Below are 15,701 nucleotides of genomic sequence, written 5' to 3' on the forward strand. Positions count from 1 at the left end.
TTGCCTAGCAATGAATCGAATTAACCCGAACCCCCGCATGCCGGGGGTTTTTTATCATTGATGGTGAGCTATGGAATCAATCATTCAGCAAATTAATCAACTAAGAACTTCATTGCGCCATCACGAACACCAATACCATGTGTTGGATGCCCCCGAGATCCCTGATGCTGAATATGACCGTCTCATGCAGCAATTGCGTGATTTGGAAACTCAGCACCCTGAGTTGATTACCCTTGATTCACCGACGCAGCGTGTAGGGGCGGCACCTCTTGATGCGTTTGAGCAGGTTAAGCACGAAGTCCCGATGCTTTCTCTCGATAATGTGTTTGATGAAGAGAGCTATCTCGCCTTTGATAAGCGAGTCCATGATCGCCTGAAACGCGCAGAACCACTGACGTTTTGCTGTGAATTGAAGTTAGATGGTCTGGCGGTCAGTTTACTGTATGAAAATGGTGAGTTGGTTAGAGCCGCAACCCGTGGTGATGGGACGACGGGTGAAAACATTACCGCCAACGTACGCACTATTCGAGCCATTCCGCTGCGCTTGCAAGGTGACAATATCCCGCAGCGAGTTGAAGTGCGCGGTGAAGTTTTTATGCCGCAAGCGGGCTTTGAACAACTTAATGAAGATGCGCGTCGCAAAGGCGGCAAAGTGTTTGCCAATCCACGTAATGCCGCTGCGGGCTCCTTGCGTCAGCTTGATCCCCGTATTACTGCCAAGCGCCGGTTAACGTTCTTCTGTTATGGCGTGGGTTTGTTGGAAGGTGGCGAACTTCCTCGCAGCCATATTCAGCGCTTAATGCAGTTTAAAGCTTGGGGCTTGCCCGTCAGTGACCGCGTAAAACTGTGTACTGGCAGTGAGCAGGTGATTGCCTTCTATCGTCAGGTAGAACAAGACCGTGCGAGCTTAGGCTTTGATATTGACGGTGTCGTCATCAAAGTTGACGATCTTGATCTGCAGGAGCAACTCGGTTTTGTGGCTCGTGCTCCGCGTTGGGCGACCGCCTTTAAGTTCCCCGCCCAGGAGCAGATAACCCAAGTTCGCGAAGTGGAGTTTCAGGTCGGGCGCACGGGGGCGATTACCCCCGTAGCACGCCTTGAGCCAGTACAAGTGGCCGGTGTGATGGTGAGTAATGCGACGCTGCATAACGCCGATGAGATTGAGCGCCTTGGCTTGCGTATTGGCGATACAGTCATTGTGCGCCGCGCGGGTGATGTGATCCCGCAAGTGGTAGGCGTCGTATTGGAACAACGCCCACAAGATGCCAAAGAGATCACTTTCCCTGAGCAGTGCCCTGTGTGTGGTTCAGAGATTGAACGTGTTGAAGGCGAGGCGGTCGCTCGCTGTACCGGCGGTTTGTTCTGCGCCGCACAGCGCAAAGAAGCGTTAAAGCATTTTGTTTCCCGCAGGGCGCTGGATGTCGATGGCATGGGCGATAAGATTATCGAGCAATTGGTTGAGAAACAGTACGTTGAGAATCCCGCTGACTTATTCGAGCTGACGGCAGGTAAACTCACCGGTCTGGATCGGATGGGGCCAAAATCTGCGCAAAATTTGATTGTCTCGCTAGAGAAGGCAAAACAGACGACGTTTGCGCGTTTCCTGTATGCCCTCGGTATTCGTGAGGTAGGCGAGGCGACAGCCGCGAATTTGGCCGCACATTTCCGTAATCTAGAGAATCTACGTGCCGCTGATATCGACGCATTAAAAAGCGTGCCAGACGTGGGTGAAGTGGTCGCGAAGCATGTGCTGAATTTCCTCAGCGAAGAGCACAATCAGAAAGTGATTGAAGCGTTGGAAAAGGTGATTAGTTGGCCAGAACCGCAACAGATTGTCGCCGAAGAGATAGATAGCCCATTCGCCGGTAAAACCGTGGTCTTGACCGGTTCGTTGACGATCCTCTCCCGTGATGAAGCGAAAGATCGCCTGACGGCTTTAGGGGCTAAAGTGAGTGGTAGTGTTTCCAAGAAAACCGATTTGGTCATCGCGGGTGAAGCTGCAGGTTCGAAACTGGTCAAAGCGCAGGAACTTGGCATTACCGTCATCGATGAAGCAGAAATGATCCGTTTGCTAGGTGAGTCGTCCTAACCCGTGAGGCTGTATGGAAAAAGAGAATCTGATTGAGATCGCCAATACTCGGATGCCTTTCGGCAAATATCAAGGGCGGGTGTTGATCGATTTACCCGAAGAATATCTGCTGTGGTTTGCCCGAAAAGGTGAATTTCCGCAAGGTAAGTTGGGTATGCTTATGGAGCTGACATTGGCCATTAAAGTCGAGGGTTTAGACGGCTTAGTCAAACCTCTTAAGCGAGGCTAAAACAGGGCGATGGGCGTTATCCGTCCATCGCCCTAACGCGGTTTTGTAGGACACAAAACTGCGTTAGATATAAACGTCAATCTGGTTTTGAGCAGAAGGGCGGTTTACTCCATCACCCGTTGGTGTACTCGCGCTAACAGAATCGCTTTCACCTTCTTTAGCTTTCTCTGCGGCTTGCGCTTCGATACGGGCAACTTGAGCTTGCAGCGCAGCAATTTGGCTCTGGATTTGCTGTTGCTGTTTTTGTAGCTCATCTGCCGTCAGACCAGAATCTTTTAACGTGCTTAATTTTTCTGTCAGTTTTTGGATTTGCTGATTAAGCGATTTAATCTGTGCGGCAGAACTACTGTCAGAAGAGCTACTGCTGCTGACTGACGTTGATGATGCGGAGATCGTGTTCGACATCATTACTCCTTAGTAATGCGTGGGTGGAGTAATGCTTATCGACGGCAGCCTATTAACCTTTAACGTTCTAGGGCTGTTTTACACAATCTTATCACTTGCTTATCACTTGGTGATTTTATCCACTTAAAAAGGCTAAACCACCACCCGCAAATTTGGCCAATGTTGTTGCCAACCTTTGCTTTCTACCCGCTGGTAGAAGGTGTCGATTTCGCCGTTTTTGGGATTAAGGGTAATGGTTTTTGCAAACAAAGCCTCTAACCCCAAAGGTGCCACTAATTCAATATCGCCATTCTCTTTTAGTCTCGCCCCAATAGCGGTTTCTACTTCAACCCAATAACTGATGGCATCTTCAGTGCTGCTGTAAGGTCGGCGGTGGCTACGCAGATGCATTCTGGCTTGGTTTTTGACTGACCATGGAAACGGGAAATGCAGAAAAGAGGTATCTTGTAGCAGTTGCCTTTCTAATTGAAAGTCATGCTCTTCCTCGACGCTTTGACCATCGAAATAGACTAAATCGATATCATTGAGTGGTGTCGGGTTCTGGTAGCCGTGCAATTTATCCCACACTAAATTACGCACAAATCCTGCTGCGAGGCACCATTGGTGTAACCCGAGTTGACATGCAAGGGACAAAGCCTGCATACGATAAGGGTCAGCATTGAGCCACTGAACGATTTGTTGATGCTGATGTTGACTCATTTGCTATCTCCAACGTCACTAAAGCATTTAGGGAGTATGCACAATATCGCTATTCAATGACAAACTCATTGATTTATGGCGCATTTAAGAACGGAGTAAACGTGAAGGTAAATGCCAGAAAGCAGAAAAACGAAGGGTAATAGTAGAAAGCAAAAAACCGGCCTGAGCCGGTTTTTTAAATGGTGGTGGAGCTAGACGGGATCGAACCGTCGACCTCTTGCATGCCATGCAAGCGCTCTCCCAGCTGAGCTATAGCCCCACAAATGTGGTTGTTCGTGCTGATTTATCTCTGTGCCACCTACTTAGCTTGCCTTGTAAATGATGAAACATCACTCATGAAGCAGGAAAAGTTTGGTGGAGCTAGACGGGATCGAACCGTCGACCTCTTGCATGCCATGCAAGCGCTCTCCCAGCTGAGCTATAGCCCCAATGCGCACATAATAAATCGTGTGAACGGGGCGCATAATATGAAACCACTGAAACAGTGTCAACGGCTAATTCCATTTCTCGCGTTAAGCGCTGAAAAAGCCGCCAAATCAGCGTGCCAGCAGCATAATAAATGGAATCTTGCTCACAATTAATGATGCCATTAGAAATAAAACAGGCGACTAAAGAGCCGCCTGATCATACCGAAAATACTCAGTTTTTACTGTTGCGCTTCGCGCTCACTGATAAACGCTAATGCTTTATCAATGCGTGCCAGTGAGCGAGCTTGACCGATAGCATGGACGGTGACATCCATTCCCGGTGATTGGCCTGCGCCTGTGACCGCAACACGCAGCGGCATGCCGACCTTGCCCATACCGACGCCTAACTCATCTGCGCTACCCTGAATGGCGTTGTGCACGTTTTCCGTGGTCCAGTCAGTGATAGCGGCAAGTTTAGCTTTGACAACCTCAAGCGGCTGGCGAGCGACAGGGCGCAAATGTTTTTTAGCAGCATCTACGTCGAATTCATCAAATTCTTCGTAGAAATAACGACATGACTCAGCCATCTCTTTCAACGTCTTACAGCGCTCACCCAGCAGTTTAACAATCTCAACCAATTCAGGGCCGGTACGGGTATCAATACCCAGTTGTTCGACATGCCATGACAACTGCATGGCAACACGCTCTGGTGGAAGGCTATTGATATAGTGGTGGTTCAGCCACTGAAGTTTTTCAGTGTTGAAAGCGCTGGCTGATTTGCTCACCGCATCAAGCGTGAACAGTTCAGTCATTTCGGCAACAGAGAAAATTTCCTGATCGCCATGGGACCAACCTAACCGCACTAAATAGTTCAGCAAGGCTTCTGGCAAGTAACCATCATCACGATATTGCATTACGCCGACAGCACCGTGGCGTTTAGACAGTTTTTTGCCGTCATCACCTAGAATCATTGATACGTGCGCGTATTCAGGTACCGGAGCACCCAAGGCTTTCAAAATATTAATTTGACGCGGGGTATTGTTGATATGGTCTTCACCACGAATAACATGGGTGATCTCCATATCCCAGTCATCCACCACGACACAGAAGTTATAGGTCGGTGAGCCATCAGTACGGCGGATAATTAAATCATCCAGTTCTTGGTTGCTAAATTCGATCGGCCCACGGATTTTATCGTCGAAAATAACTGACCCTTCCTGTGGGTTACGAAAACGCACAACCGAAGGTTCATCAGCACCATGGGTACACTGGCTATCACGGCAACGGCCATCGTAACGAGGTTTCTCGCCGTTAGCCATTTGGGTTTCGCGAAGCTCATCCAGACGTTCTTTAGAACAATAGCAACGATAAGCGGTGCCCTTTTCCAACATTTGATCAATCACGGCATTGTAGCGATCAAAACGCTTGGTCTGGAAATACGGGCCTTCATCCCAATCCAGATTCAGCCAATTCATCCCGTCCATAATCGCGTCGATGGCTTCCTGAGTTGAGCGTTCAAGATCGGTATCTTCGATACGCAAAACAAATTCACCGCCTAAGTGACGGGTGAAAAGCCAGGAATACAGTGCGGTACGTGCGCCGCCGACGTGAAGATAGCCGGTAGGACTGGGTGCAAAACGGGTTTTGATTTTCATTGGGTCGATGCCTTATTACGCTACGCCGGCCAGCAGACGCTGGCTGTTGCTCGAAATTCGAAAAAGTAGGCGCTATTCTATCACCCTGTGGTAATTCCTCAACGATGTTACCGGCCTGCAATGAATGATTACTGACAGATATCGCCAAACAAAGGTCTATACCGGCGATAAATATCGCATCCTGTTTAAATTTGCGGCGAACGATTGTTTTCGTTTTAAAAACCGTTGACTCACTTGGAACTATCCCTATAATGCGACTCCAACAACACGGCGGGGCGATTAGCTCAGTTGGTAGAGCATCTCCTTTACACGGAGGGGGTCATCAGTTCGAATCTGGTATCGCCCACCAAACTCGACGTGTTATGCAGTAAGCAATAAATGAGATAGATGAGGGCGATTAGCTCAGTTGGTAGAGCATCTCCTTTACACGGAGGGGGTCATCAGTTCGAATCTGGTATCGCCCACCACTCATCACTCATAGCGTTAAAGCACATAGATTCAAGTAGTAGAAGTGGGCGATTAGCTCAGTTGGTAGAGCATCTCCTTTACACGGAGGGGGTCATCAGTTCGAATCTGGTATCGCCCACCACTTCTTTTACTCGCAATATCCATGTAATGGGTCGTTAGCTCAGTTGGCGAATAGTTGACTTTTAATCAATTGGTTGAAGGTTCGAGCCGAGCAAAGCGAGACAGCAACGCGCAAGCGTTGACCCGAAGGGCGAATCCGTAGGATGAGTAATCCCGCACGATGAGCACTAAAACGTCAAGTAAACTTATATAATGGGTCGTTAGCTCAGTTGGTAGAGCAGTTGACTTTTAATCAATTGGTCGCAGGTTCGAATCCCGCACGACCCACCATTATATCAAGTCCCTCAGCACCTCCCCCAAACTCAGAAATCGCAAACTACACAAAATCGTGTGGGTGAGATCCTGCGTTCAGGTTCGAGCCGAGCGAAGCGAGACAGCAACGCGCGAGCGTTGACCCGAAGGGCGAATCCGTAGGACGAGTCATCCCGCACGACCCACCATTATATAAAACACTTCAACACCCCAGCCAAATTACCCAATCTCGCAAACATACCTCAACAATCCAGCTTCCATGCTAACCATCATCCGCGTGAATCCCTTCACTGAATCTCAGACATAAAAAAAGGCGCCGTAGCGCCTCTTTAGAACTTTGTTTGCTAAAACTTAGAGTACTAGACCTGCGATAGAAGCAGACAGCACACTGACCAACGTAGAGCCGTACAGCAGCTTCAGGCCAAAGCGAGAAACCACGTTACCTTGATGCTCATTCAGCCCTTTAATGGCACCAGCGACGATACCAATAGAAGAGAAGTTAGCGAATGAAACTAAGAATACAGACAAAATACCCACGCTGCGCGGTGACAACTCAGAGGCAACTTTCTGCAAGTCCATCATTGCCACGAATTCATTAGAAACCAGCTTGGTCGCCATGATACCACCAACTTGCAATGCTTCATGAGTCGGTACACCCATCACCCAAGCGAACGGGAAGAACACATAACCCAAAATACCTTGGAAGCTAATGCCAAACAGCAGGCTGAATAACGCATTCATTGCAGCAATCAAGGCGATAAAACCAATCAGCATAGCTGCAACGATAATGGCGACTTTGAACCCTGCCAGAATGTACTCACCTAACATTTCAAAGAAGCTTTGCCCTTCATGCAAATTACTGAGCTGCAATTCTTCTTCATCTTCTGCTTTATACGGATTAATCAACGACAACACGATAAAGGTACTGAACATGTTAAGTACCAATGCTGCGACCACAAATTTCGCGTCTAGCATTGACATGTAAGCCCCAACAATCGACATCGAAACAGTCGACATCGCTGTAGCTGCCATGGTGTACATGCGTTTTTCAGACATTTTGCCCAAAATATCTTTATACGCGATGAAGTTTTCAGATTGGCCCAAAATCAGTGAGCTAACGGCGTTGAATGATTCCAGCTTGCCCATGCCGTTAACTTTGGATAATAACGTACCAATTATCCGAATCACGATCGGCAATACTTTGATGTATTGCAAAATACCAATCAGCGCAGAGATAAAGACGATAGGGCACAACACTCTTAAGAAGAAGAATGCGAGACCTTTATCGCCCATATTGCCAAAGACGAAATCAGTACCGGTCGCAGCAAACCCGAGCAATTTGTCGAATAAGCCGGCGAATCCTTTCACAAAACCTAATCCAACTTCCGAATGAAGGAAGAAATACGCCAATAGCACTTCAATAACCAGCAATTGAATAATAAACCGAATGCGGATGCTCTTACGATCTTTACAGATCGCCAGCGCTAATATGGCCACCACGACTAAGGCCAACGCAAACTGCAGAATGTGGGACATGTGTGCTCCAAATATGAGGCAGGCTAGATTTTGGTGAACATTTTATGTAACGGCTACATTAAAAACGAGATGTGTATTGCAAATATAGAAATTCGATTTCATAAATGCAAACAAATTAGCGGGGTTGATCACAATAAAAGGGATGCTAAAATTTCGCCGCAGCAGTAGGTTAGCTTTGGTGGCGTCAATAATTGTAGTGATATGCATCAAAAATAGCGATGTTACATTTGGCTCAACTATTCAGAAACTAAAGGTACAGGATAACGGTAAGTCAGATCAGCAGGTTTTGGCTATCAGAGAGATTAGTTTTGCTGATCTAAATGCGCTTGATAATTATTATCATTTAACTATTATTGGTGGTAAGTATAAAGACGCAATCTTCGAAGGGTAATACTGAATGCTGAATAGCCGTGCTGTCGATACATCCCCCCGCACATCAAGGAGAATAAAACTTTCCTTGATGGGGCCTGCTTTTATCGCCGCCATTGCTTATATCGATCCAGGTAACTTCGCGACTAACATTCAGGCTGGTGCCTCCTTCGGTTATACCTTGCTGTGGGTGGTTGTATGGGCCAACGTCATGGCAATGTTAGTCCAACTGCTCTCCGCCAAACTGGGTATTGCGACCGGTAAGAACTTGGCAGAACATATTCGTGATCGCTTCCCTCGCCCTGTGGTCTGGGCTTACTGGGTTCAGGCTGAAATTATTGTTATGGCAACTGATTTGGCCGAGTTTATCGGGGCTGCCATCGGTTTCAAATTGCTGCTGGGCGTGACACTTTTGGAAGGTGCGGTACTTACCGGCATTGCAACATTCCTCATTCTTATGCTGCAAAACCGAGGGCAAAAGCCTATCGAATTAGTGGTCGGCGGTTTACTAATGTTCGTTGCGGCGGCTTATATCGTCGAACTCATTTTCTCGCAACCTAATATGGCGGCTCTGGGGCGAGGAATGATCATTCCCAATTTACCCAATAGTAACGCTGTCTTCCTCGCCGCTGGGGTGTTGGGGGCGACTATCATGCCGCACGTGATTTATCTGCATTCCGCATTGACACAAACAGAAGGCAAAGAGTCCAAGGTACAGCGTTATGCTTCAACTCGATTTGATGTGGCGATTGCGATGACAATTGCGGGTTTCGTCAATTTGGCCATGATGGCAACGGCCGCTGCCGCCTTTCATTTCAACGGCTATGAACATATTGCCGAAATCGAAGAAGCCTATTTAACCTTACAACCGTTGCTGGGTAACGCCGCCGCCACCGTATTTGGCTTAAGTTTAGTCGCCGCGGGGCTTTCGTCGACTGTCGTCGGGACGATGGCGGGGCAAGTGGTCATGCAAGGATTTGTGCGGTTTTATATTCCGATGTGGTTGCGCCGCTCAGTGACCATGTTGCCGTCCTTCATTGTCATCTTAATGGGGATAGACGCGACGAAAATATTGGTCATGAGCCAAGTTTTACTGAGTTTTGGTATCGCGCTGGCGCTGGTGCCCCTACTGATTTTTACGCGTAACAAAGCGTTAATGGGGGAACTGGTTGATACAAAATTGACCCAGATTTTGGGTAAAATTGTCGTTGCCATCGTCATTGGGTTAAATGCTTACTTACTGATTAGTTTACTTTAACTTATTTATTTTAGCGGGTTAGACCAAATCACCCGCGAGTGTTTTGTCATTCTTCAATAGCTATCCATCAAAGGCTCATCATCCCTTTACTCAGTCATCATGGTGATGATCGTGGCCATGGCCTTTGCCATGATGATGTTTTTTCCCATGCTTATTATTGTGCTTATCGTATTTCCAGTAGCGGCCATCACGGTAATAGTAGTTTTTCTTCCACCAATCCCTATCTTGCCAACGGTGACCATCCCAGTAATGACCATGCCGGTTACGCTCACCTAAATCACGTCCTTGATGGTCCTGCCACCACTGGCGGTCACGCCAATCATAGCCATCCCAGTAATTACCACTGCGATCTTGTTCGCCAATATTCAAAGAGACATTGGGCAGTAACTCAATACTTTCGGCATTGGCCATAGGAATCAGCGGTAACCAAGCGAGGATCGTGACCAACAATAGCGGTTTTATTCTTCTTGGCCTAACCACACTGAGTTTTAACGGCGTTGATTTAAAAAATAGTGCCGATTTAAAAGAGGTCACTTTTAACATTATCAATCCTTAACATGCCTTATTGCTTATGGCGCTATCTTAAAGCGTTCATCTAGGGGAGGGATTCGGATAAAACTGTAAAATAGCGATTTAGGATTTATCTGCGCAGGGAACGGCCAGCAATGAATTAGGGGCAGCTAAGTGCCCCTGCTTGATACGCTAAAAGAGAACGTTTACACCAAGATATTGTCGATTAATTTTATCTCTTCATCACTAAATTCAGTATTGGCCAACATACCGACAGCATCATCTATCTGGCTTGTTTTACTGGCACCAATCAATGCCGATGTCACACGGCCACCACGTAATACCCAAGCTAAGGCCATTTGCGACAATTTCTGCCCACGTGCCAACGCTAACTCATTTAGGCGACGTATTTTAGCCAGTTTCTTAGCAGTAAGCTGCTCAGGATTAAGGAATTTACTGTTACTTGCTGCTCGCGAATCTTGCGGAATACCCGCCAAATAGCGATCCGTTAGTAATCCCCCTGCCAGTGGGGAGAAAGCAATAGACCCCACGCCGAACTCATCCAAAGTGTCTTGCAGGTTGGCCTCAATCCAGCGTTCAAACAGAGAATATTTGGGTTGATGAATCAGGCAAGGCGTTCCCAACTGGGTAAGAATGGCGAAGGCTTGCCGAGCTTGCTCGGCAGGGTAGTTCGACAGACCGATATACAGCGCTTTACCTTGGCGTACCAACAGATCCAGAGCCGCCATGGTTTCTTCCAAAGGTGTGTTTGGATCAGGACGGTGGTGGTAGAAGATATCAACATAATCCAGCCCCATACGCTGCAAGCTCTGGTTGATACTGGCGACCAAATATTTCTTCGAACCCCAGTCACCATAAGGGCCAGGCCACATGGTGTAGCCCGCTTTGGACGAAATAATTAACTCATCGCGATACGGGCGTAAGTCTTGCTGGAGGATCCGGCCAAAGTTCAGCTCAGCTGATCCAGGGGGCGGGCCGTAATTATTGGCTAAATCGAAATGGGTGATGCCGCTATCAAACGCACGATGAATCAGATTACGGCTATTTTCGTACAGCGTGCTGTCACCAAAGTTGTGCCACAGACCCAGTGAAATGGCGGGGAGCATTAGCCCACTACGGCCACACCGATGATATTTCATTTCCTGATAGCGGGAGGACGCTGCTGGATAGACCATGATGCCCCTTATTGAAGAGAGTAAATGACAGGTTAGTGTATGCGGTTTCACTCAAGGAGGACGTTGGCAGGATCACAGAGTTAGGCAGTGATAGCCTGAATCAAGCCATGCCATGTCAATTAATAATGACAGCATTAGTTATTTAAATATTATGAAATATTAGATTTATTTATGATTAGCTTAATAATTAGCACAGGTAAATCACTGTTCGATAGGAGTCATTATGACGAGTCACTACACAGTGGCGGATTATTTACTGGATCGTTTAGCAGAGATTGGCATTCGGCATCTCTTTGGTGTTCCTGGCGATTTTAACCTTCATTTTTTAGATCATGTGATCAGCCACCCGGTGATTAAGTGGGTTGGGTGTGCTAATGAATTGAATGCGGCATATGCCGCCGATGGCTATGCCCGAGTCATGCCTGCGGCAGCGTTGTTGACAACCTCGGGGGTCGGTGAACTGAGCGCTATCAATGGTATTGCAGGCAGTTTCACTGAATACCTTCCGGTGATTCATATTGTTGGCACCCCCACGCTGCGGTCGCAAAAAAACGGTGAATTACTGCATCACTCTTTAGGTGATGGTAACTTCAGCCATTTTTCCCATATGGCGAAAGAGGTGACTTGTGCGCAAGCCAACCTGACTGCTGATAATGCGGCCTATGAAATAGATCGTGTGTTAGGGGCGGCCTTATCGCAACGGCGGCCCGTTTACCTCTCGCTTCCCAGTGATGTTGCGCAGACGGACATCGCAATCTATCAAGGTACATTGGCCTTACCTCAACCCGTCTTATCACCGACAGCGTTACAGGCATTTATTAATGCGGCACGTGAAAAATTGCAATCAGCACATCGGGTGGCACTGCTGGCAGATTTTCTTGCTGACAGATTTGATATGCAGCTATCCCTGAATCGATGGCTAGCAGAGGTCAACTTGCCGCATTCGACGTTGCTGCTGGGTAAAGGGGTACTGGATGAAACGCATCCCCTGTTTATCGGGACTTATGCCGGTGCGGCCAGTGAGCCCCATGTTAAAGAATGCATTGAAAATGCCGACGTGCTCATCACTGTCGGGGTGTGTTTTGCCGACATTATCACTGCTGGATTCAGCCAAAATATCAATCAGGATAATTGTATTAGTATCCAACCAGAGCAGGCCCGCATTGGACGAACATGTTTTAGCCAGATTCCGATGCGAGCCGCCATTGAAGCTTTGCACGAATTGTGCAAAACGTTGCAGGACGAATGGCAACAACCCGTCATTACGCGACCTGAGCGGGCGGAACCCAAATCTGATGTTTTGGACCAACAAGCATTTTGGTATCACATCCAGCAGTTCTTACGACCAAATGATCTTGTCTTGACCGATTTAGGCACCTCCTGCTTTGGTGCAGGCACGCTGAACTTGCCTTCAGGCTGCACATATATGTCTCAGGCATTATGGGAGTCGATCGGATTTAGTTTACCGGCTGCCTATGGCGCGCAGTTGGCGCAACCTCAACGGCGGTTAATTTTGCTGGTGGGTGATGGTGCTGCTCAGCTCACGATTCAAGAGCTGGGATCAATGTTACGTGATGGGTTGAACCCCATTATATTTCTACTGAACAACCAAGGCTACACGGTAGAGAGGGCCATTCATGGGCCACAACAACGTTATAACGATATTGCGACTTGGAATTGGACACAATTACCGCTCGCATTGGGATTGGGTAAAGAATCCTTTACACACAGAGTGACTAAGGTTCAGCAATTGCAGCAAGTGCTCGCTCAGATTGAAAAACCGCAAAAGCTGACGTTTATTGAGGTGGTACTGCCCCCCATGGATATACCTGAATTATTAATGCATGTGACTAAATCTATTCAGAGACGGAATGTGGCCTGATCTCATCGGCCAATTGATCCAGTAACCAATAGCCTGCCGGCCCTGGTGGGCTTTTTTTCGACCAAACAGCGTCAATAGACACCATTTTTGGCCACCCCATTGTCGGTAATGCGACCAATTTGCGGTGACTGTATTGATCCACCAGCCAGCGCGGCAAAATCGCCCAACCGAAACCTTGCTCAGCCATCTCTAGCAACATCAAATAGCTCGGCGCAGACCACATCAATCCTTGTGGCTGGTTACGTTCAGTTCGGTTGTAGGTGTTGAGACAGAGCTGGCGAGTCGTCGCCAACTGCTCAGGGTAAACGTGGGGCAGTTTTGCCAGCGGATGATCGGCCTGAACAAATATGGCCATTTCTGTTTGTGCGAATAAGCGGCGAGCGGCAATATCCGGTGGATAGCTGCTTTGCACCTCCACGACACCAATGTGCGCGCGCCGGAGTTGAATGAGGTCAATGACATCAGCCTCTTCGGCAATCAGGCACTCAAATTCGATATCAGGGTAGCGCTGTTCAAAGCGGCGCAGCAAATCTTCATGGTATGTGGGTTGATAAGTGTCAGAAAGCACAAAGGTCAGCCGTGTTTCAACCTGACCCGCTAAGCGTATTGACAGTGAATCCAAGCGTTCGCTTGCGGCCAGAATTTCTTGCACGTGAGACAATACACGGCGGCCATGGTCAGTCAACACGGGTTGACGTGCCTGCCGGTCAAATAAGGTTAATCCCAAATCCGCTTCCAGATTGGCGATAGCCGTGCTGATGGTCGATTGGCTTTTACGTAGCTTTCGTGCCGCAGCCGAGAACGAACCCAGTGCAGCCGCTTCGACAAATGCCACCAATGCTTCGGGAGAATAATGCATAAACTATCTACTTTATCGATGGTTCCTATTTTTAATCTATCCCAATAAACGATGATAATCACGTCCAACAATCAAGTATGGGTTAATTAAATAGGTGTTTTATGCAAGTACATCGCAAATCTCTTTTTGAGCGTGTCATTCACGCAGTAGGCTTTGAAGTCATTGCTGTCGCGATTTGTGCGCCAGTGGGAGCATGGTTACTCGATCGTTCAATACTGCAAATGGGGACGTTAACGATCATTCTGTCTTCCGTGGCAATGCTGTGGAACATTATCTACAACAGTCTGTTTGACGCTTTGTGGCCGGTCAGTCGGGTGGCGAAGACCCTGCGCGTGCGGATATTCCACGCGTTGGGCTTTGAAGGCGGTTTTATCCTGATTGGTTTACCGATAGCTGCTTATGTACTCGGTGTTTCGCTGTTACAAGCATTTCTGTTGGAGATTGGATTCTTCCTGTTCTTCCTGCCCTATACCATTTGTTACAACTGGGCCTATGACAGTTTACGGATGAGAATTATCCGTTCTCGCCAATCTGTAATGTTGGCACCGGCGTCAGAAAAAGGGCTGGATTCACGCGAGCAATAATCGTCATTTTTTCCCTTCAGCAGCGGTATTTTGCCGTTGCTGAAACGTTTTTATGTGATCTTCATCGCAAAGCGAAATGGTTTACAGCATTGAGATTGTTGTTTCTCCAACCTGATTTTACAGTGAGCGTAGACGAAGTTAAGCATCCCTGTAACGGAGAAGTTTCTGATGACGAGCTATGCCCTAGTGGGTGACGTTGGCGGCACTAATGCCCGTTTGGCGCTTTGCGCTGTGGCGACGGGTGAAATATCACAAGCAAAAACATATTCAGGGCTGGAATACGGCAGTTTAGAAGATGTTATTAGGCAATATTTGTCAGAGCATTCTGTGACGATAACGGATGCTTGTATTGCTATCGCCTGCCCAATTACGGGCGATTGGGTCGCGATGACCAATCATACATGGGCATTTTCGATTGCCGCGATGAAGCAAAGCTTGGGCCTGAATCATCTCGAAGTGATCAATGATTTTACGGCGGTGTCGATGGCGATCCCCGTGTTATCCGAACAAGATGTGCTGCAATTTGGCGGCTCAGTACCACAAGAAGGTAAACCGGTTGCGGTCTACGGCGCAGGGACTGGCTTGGGTGTCGCGCATTTAATCAATGTTGATGGCCGCTGGATTAGCTTGCCGAGTGAGGGGGGGCATGTTGATTTTGCGCCAAATAGCGAAGAAGAAGACCGTATTCTGGCGGTATTGCGCCAAGAATTAGGCCACGTTTCGGCCGAACGTGTACTGTCTGGGCCAGGGTTAGTCAACTTATACCGTGCTATCGTGATTTCAGATGCGCGCCTGCCGGAAAATCTAGCCCCGAAAGATGTCACTGAAAGAGCACTTGCTGATAGCTGTACTGACTGTCGCCGCGCATTATCGCTGTTTTGCGTCATCATGGGGCGGTTCGGTGGCAATCTAGCGTTAAATCTCAGTACTTTTGGCGGTGTTTATATTGCAGGCGGCATTGTGCCGCGCTTTATGGAGTTCTTCAAAGCCTCCGGTTTTCGTGGTGCATTTGAAGACAAAGGCCGTTTCAAGGACTTTTTGCACGATATTCCGGTATACATGATTACCCATCAGCAGCCGGGGTTGTTGGGGGCGGGGGCGTTTTTGCGTCAAACTTTAGGCCATACCCTTCGTCCTTGAAGCCACAGGGTTGTTAGCTGCGCGCTCTCTCCGCAATGGGCAC

The 15,701-nt window shown here is 48.0% G+C and carries 14 protein-coding genes, 6 tRNA genes and 2 other RNA genes; 13 read left to right on the forward strand and 9 right to left on the reverse strand.

The annotated features are described in order from the left end of the window. The first annotated feature begins 70 nt into the window (after nucleotides 1-70). Entirely contained in the window at nucleotides 71-2,089 is a 2,019-nt protein-coding gene (gene ligA, locus DA391_RS06460) for an NAD-dependent DNA ligase LigA (protein ID WP_050083436.1), read from the forward strand. Between the two features lie 13 nt (nucleotides 2,090-2,102). Next, nucleotides 2,103-2,318 carry a DUF3820 family protein gene (locus tag DA391_RS06465; RefSeq protein WP_050083435.1) on the forward strand — a complete coding sequence of 72 codons (216 nt, stop codon included), beginning with the start codon at nucleotides 2,103-2,105 and terminating at the stop codon, nucleotides 2,316-2,318. A 63-nt stretch (nucleotides 2,319-2,381) separates the two neighbouring features. Here DA391_RS06465 and DA391_RS06470 read toward each other — a convergent pair whose 3' ends face one another. From DA391_RS06470 to gltX, 5 genes are all read right to left on the reverse strand, one after another. Then, the gene (locus DA391_RS06470) at nucleotides 2,382-2,723 is read right to left on the reverse strand and encodes a FlxA-like family protein (RefSeq protein ID WP_019212024.1); all 342 of its coding nucleotides are present in this window, start codon (nucleotides 2,721-2,723) and stop codon (nucleotides 2,382-2,384) included. 132 nt (nucleotides 2,724-2,855) lie between these two features. Beyond that, complete coding sequence (locus DA391_RS06475; protein WP_108087473.1) at nucleotides 2,856-3,422, reverse strand: nucleotidyltransferase family protein; 567 nt, start codon at nucleotides 3,420-3,422, stop codon at nucleotides 2,856-2,858. A gap of 183 nt (nucleotides 3,423-3,605) precedes the next feature. Next, a tRNA-Ala gene (locus DA391_RS06480) sits at nucleotides 3,606-3,681 on the reverse strand. 93 nt (nucleotides 3,682-3,774) lie between these two features. After that, a tRNA-Ala gene (locus DA391_RS06485) sits at nucleotides 3,775-3,850 on the reverse strand. Nucleotides 3,851-4,068: 218 nt separating this feature from the next. Beyond that, nucleotides 4,069-5,484, reverse strand: coding sequence for a glutamate--tRNA ligase (gene gltX / locus DA391_RS06495; protein ID WP_108087474.1), 1,416 nt, complete (start codon nucleotides 5,482-5,484; stop codon nucleotides 4,069-4,071). A gap of 273 nt (nucleotides 5,485-5,757) precedes the next feature. On the opposite strand from gltX, the gene DA391_RS06500 reads away from it, so the two are divergent. From DA391_RS06500 to DA391_RS06525, 6 genes are all read left to right on the forward strand, one after another. Then, a tRNA-Val gene (locus tag DA391_RS06500) sits at nucleotides 5,758-5,833 on the forward strand. A 42-nt stretch (nucleotides 5,834-5,875) separates the two neighbouring features. After that, nucleotides 5,876-5,951, forward strand: a tRNA-Val gene (locus DA391_RS06505). 46 nt (nucleotides 5,952-5,997) lie between these two features. After that, a tRNA-Val gene (locus tag DA391_RS06510) sits at nucleotides 5,998-6,073 on the forward strand. Nucleotides 6,074-6,112: 39 nt separating this feature from the next. Next, nucleotides 6,113-6,236: non-coding RNA, RtT sRNA (locus tag DA391_RS06515), on the forward strand. Nucleotides 6,237-6,266: 30 nt separating this feature from the next. Further along, nucleotides 6,267-6,342: transfer RNA gene (locus tag DA391_RS06520), tRNA-Lys, on the forward strand. A 44-nt stretch (nucleotides 6,343-6,386) separates the two neighbouring features. Next, nucleotides 6,387-6,512, forward strand: a non-coding RNA gene (locus DA391_RS06525) — RtT sRNA. 163 nt (nucleotides 6,513-6,675) lie between these two features. Here the strand turns inward: DA391_RS06525 and DA391_RS06530 are convergent. Then, complete coding sequence (locus DA391_RS06530; RefSeq protein WP_050080108.1) at nucleotides 6,676-7,860, reverse strand: NupC/NupG family nucleoside CNT transporter; 1,185 nt, start codon at nucleotides 7,858-7,860, stop codon at nucleotides 6,676-6,678. A gap of 178 nt (nucleotides 7,861-8,038) precedes the next feature. Between DA391_RS06530 and DA391_RS06535 the strand changes: the two genes are divergently transcribed. Then, on the forward strand, nucleotides 8,039-8,251 hold the full coding sequence (locus DA391_RS06535) for a hypothetical protein (RefSeq protein WP_129111450.1): 213 nt from the start codon (nucleotides 8,039-8,041) through the stop codon (nucleotides 8,249-8,251). A 6-nt stretch (nucleotides 8,252-8,257) separates the two neighbouring features. Then, nucleotides 8,258-9,487 (forward strand): Nramp family divalent metal transporter, encoded by a 1,230-nt coding sequence (locus DA391_RS06540; RefSeq protein WP_050080106.1) that lies wholly within the window; start codon nucleotides 8,258-8,260, stop codon nucleotides 9,485-9,487. 90 nt (nucleotides 9,488-9,577) lie between these two features. Here the strand turns inward: DA391_RS06540 and DA391_RS06545 are convergent, their stop codons facing one another. Together DA391_RS06545 and DA391_RS06550 are read right to left on the reverse strand one after the other, a co-directional pair. Further along, nucleotides 9,578-9,898 carry a DUF2502 domain-containing protein gene (locus DA391_RS06545; protein WP_050080140.1) on the reverse strand — a complete coding sequence of 107 codons (321 nt, stop codon included), beginning with the start codon at nucleotides 9,896-9,898 and terminating at the stop codon, nucleotides 9,578-9,580. A 305-nt stretch (nucleotides 9,899-10,203) separates the two neighbouring features. Then, nucleotides 10,204-11,193 carry an aldo/keto reductase gene (locus DA391_RS06550; RefSeq protein WP_108087475.1) on the reverse strand — a complete coding sequence of 330 codons (990 nt, stop codon included), beginning with the start codon at nucleotides 11,191-11,193 and terminating at the stop codon, nucleotides 10,204-10,206. Nucleotides 11,194-11,416: 223 nt separating this feature from the next. Between DA391_RS06550 and DA391_RS06555 the strand changes: the two genes are divergently transcribed. Continuing rightward, nucleotides 11,417-13,075 (forward strand): alpha-keto acid decarboxylase family protein, encoded by a 1,659-nt coding sequence (locus tag DA391_RS06555; RefSeq protein WP_050080104.1) that lies wholly within the window; start codon nucleotides 11,417-11,419, stop codon nucleotides 13,073-13,075. Here DA391_RS06555 and DA391_RS06560 read toward each other — a convergent pair. Further along, complete coding sequence (locus tag DA391_RS06560; protein ID WP_050080103.1) at nucleotides 13,050-13,934, reverse strand: LysR family transcriptional regulator; 885 nt, start codon at nucleotides 13,932-13,934, stop codon at nucleotides 13,050-13,052. The genes DA391_RS06555 and DA391_RS06560 overlap by 26 nt on opposite strands. Nucleotides 13,935-14,035: 101 nt before the next feature. Between DA391_RS06560 and DA391_RS06565 the strand changes: the two genes are divergently transcribed. Together DA391_RS06565 and glk are read left to right on the forward strand one after the other, a co-directional pair. Continuing rightward, a complete protein-coding gene (locus DA391_RS06565) occupies nucleotides 14,036-14,518 on the forward strand; it encodes a multidrug/biocide efflux PACE transporter (RefSeq protein WP_050080102.1) in 483 nt (160 codons plus the stop codon). A gap of 168 nt (nucleotides 14,519-14,686) precedes the next feature. Beyond that, nucleotides 14,687-15,658: a glucokinase gene (gene glk, locus DA391_RS06570; RefSeq protein ID WP_050287338.1), complete on the forward strand. Its 972-nt coding sequence runs from the start codon at nucleotides 14,687-14,689 to the stop codon at nucleotides 15,656-15,658. Nucleotides 15,659-15,701 lie beyond the last annotated feature (43 nt).

This window comes from Yersinia massiliensis (assembly GCF_003048255.1).
Taxonomy (GTDB): domain Bacteria; phylum Pseudomonadota; class Gammaproteobacteria; order Enterobacterales; family Enterobacteriaceae; genus Yersinia; species Yersinia massiliensis_A.

Coding starts and splice junctions, on each gene's coding strand:
- gltX (WP_108087474.1), bottom strand. CDS start 5,484: ATGAAAATCAAAACCCGTTTTGCACCCAGTCCTACCGGCTATCTTCAC.
- DA391_RS06560 (WP_050080103.1), bottom strand. CDS start 13,934: ATGCATTATTCTCCCGAAGCATTGGTGGCATTTGTCGAAGCGGCTGCA.
- glk (WP_050287338.1), top strand. CDS start 14,687: ATGACGAGCTATGCCCTAGTGGGTGACGTTGGCGGCACTAATGCCCGT.
- DA391_RS06565 (WP_050080102.1), top strand. CDS start 14,036: ATGCAAGTACATCGCAAATCTCTTTTTGAGCGTGTCATTCACGCAGTA.
- DA391_RS06540 (WP_050080106.1), top strand. CDS start 8,258: ATGCTGAATAGCCGTGCTGTCGATACATCCCCCCGCACATCAAGGAGA.
- DA391_RS06545 (WP_050080140.1), bottom strand. CDS start 9,898: ATGGCCAATGCCGAAAGTATTGAGTTACTGCCCAATGTCTCTTTGAAT.
- DA391_RS06465 (WP_050083435.1), top strand. CDS start 2,103: ATGGAAAAAGAGAATCTGATTGAGATCGCCAATACTCGGATGCCTTTC.
- DA391_RS06530 (WP_050080108.1), bottom strand. CDS start 7,860: ATGTCCCACATTCTGCAGTTTGCGTTGGCCTTAGTCGTGGTGGCCATA.
- DA391_RS06475 (WP_108087473.1), bottom strand. CDS start 3,422: ATGAGTCAACATCAGCATCAACAAATCGTTCAGTGGCTCAATGCTGAC.
- ligA (WP_050083436.1), top strand. CDS start 71: ATGGAATCAATCATTCAGCAAATTAATCAACTAAGAACTTCATTGCGC.
- DA391_RS06470 (WP_019212024.1), bottom strand. CDS start 2,723: ATGTCGAACACGATCTCCGCATCATCAACGTCAGTCAGCAGCAGTAGC.
- DA391_RS06550 (WP_108087475.1), bottom strand. CDS start 11,193: ATGGTCTATCCAGCAGCGTCCTCCCGCTATCAGGAAATGAAATATCAT.
- DA391_RS06555 (WP_050080104.1), top strand. CDS start 11,417: ATGACGAGTCACTACACAGTGGCGGATTATTTACTGGATCGTTTAGCA.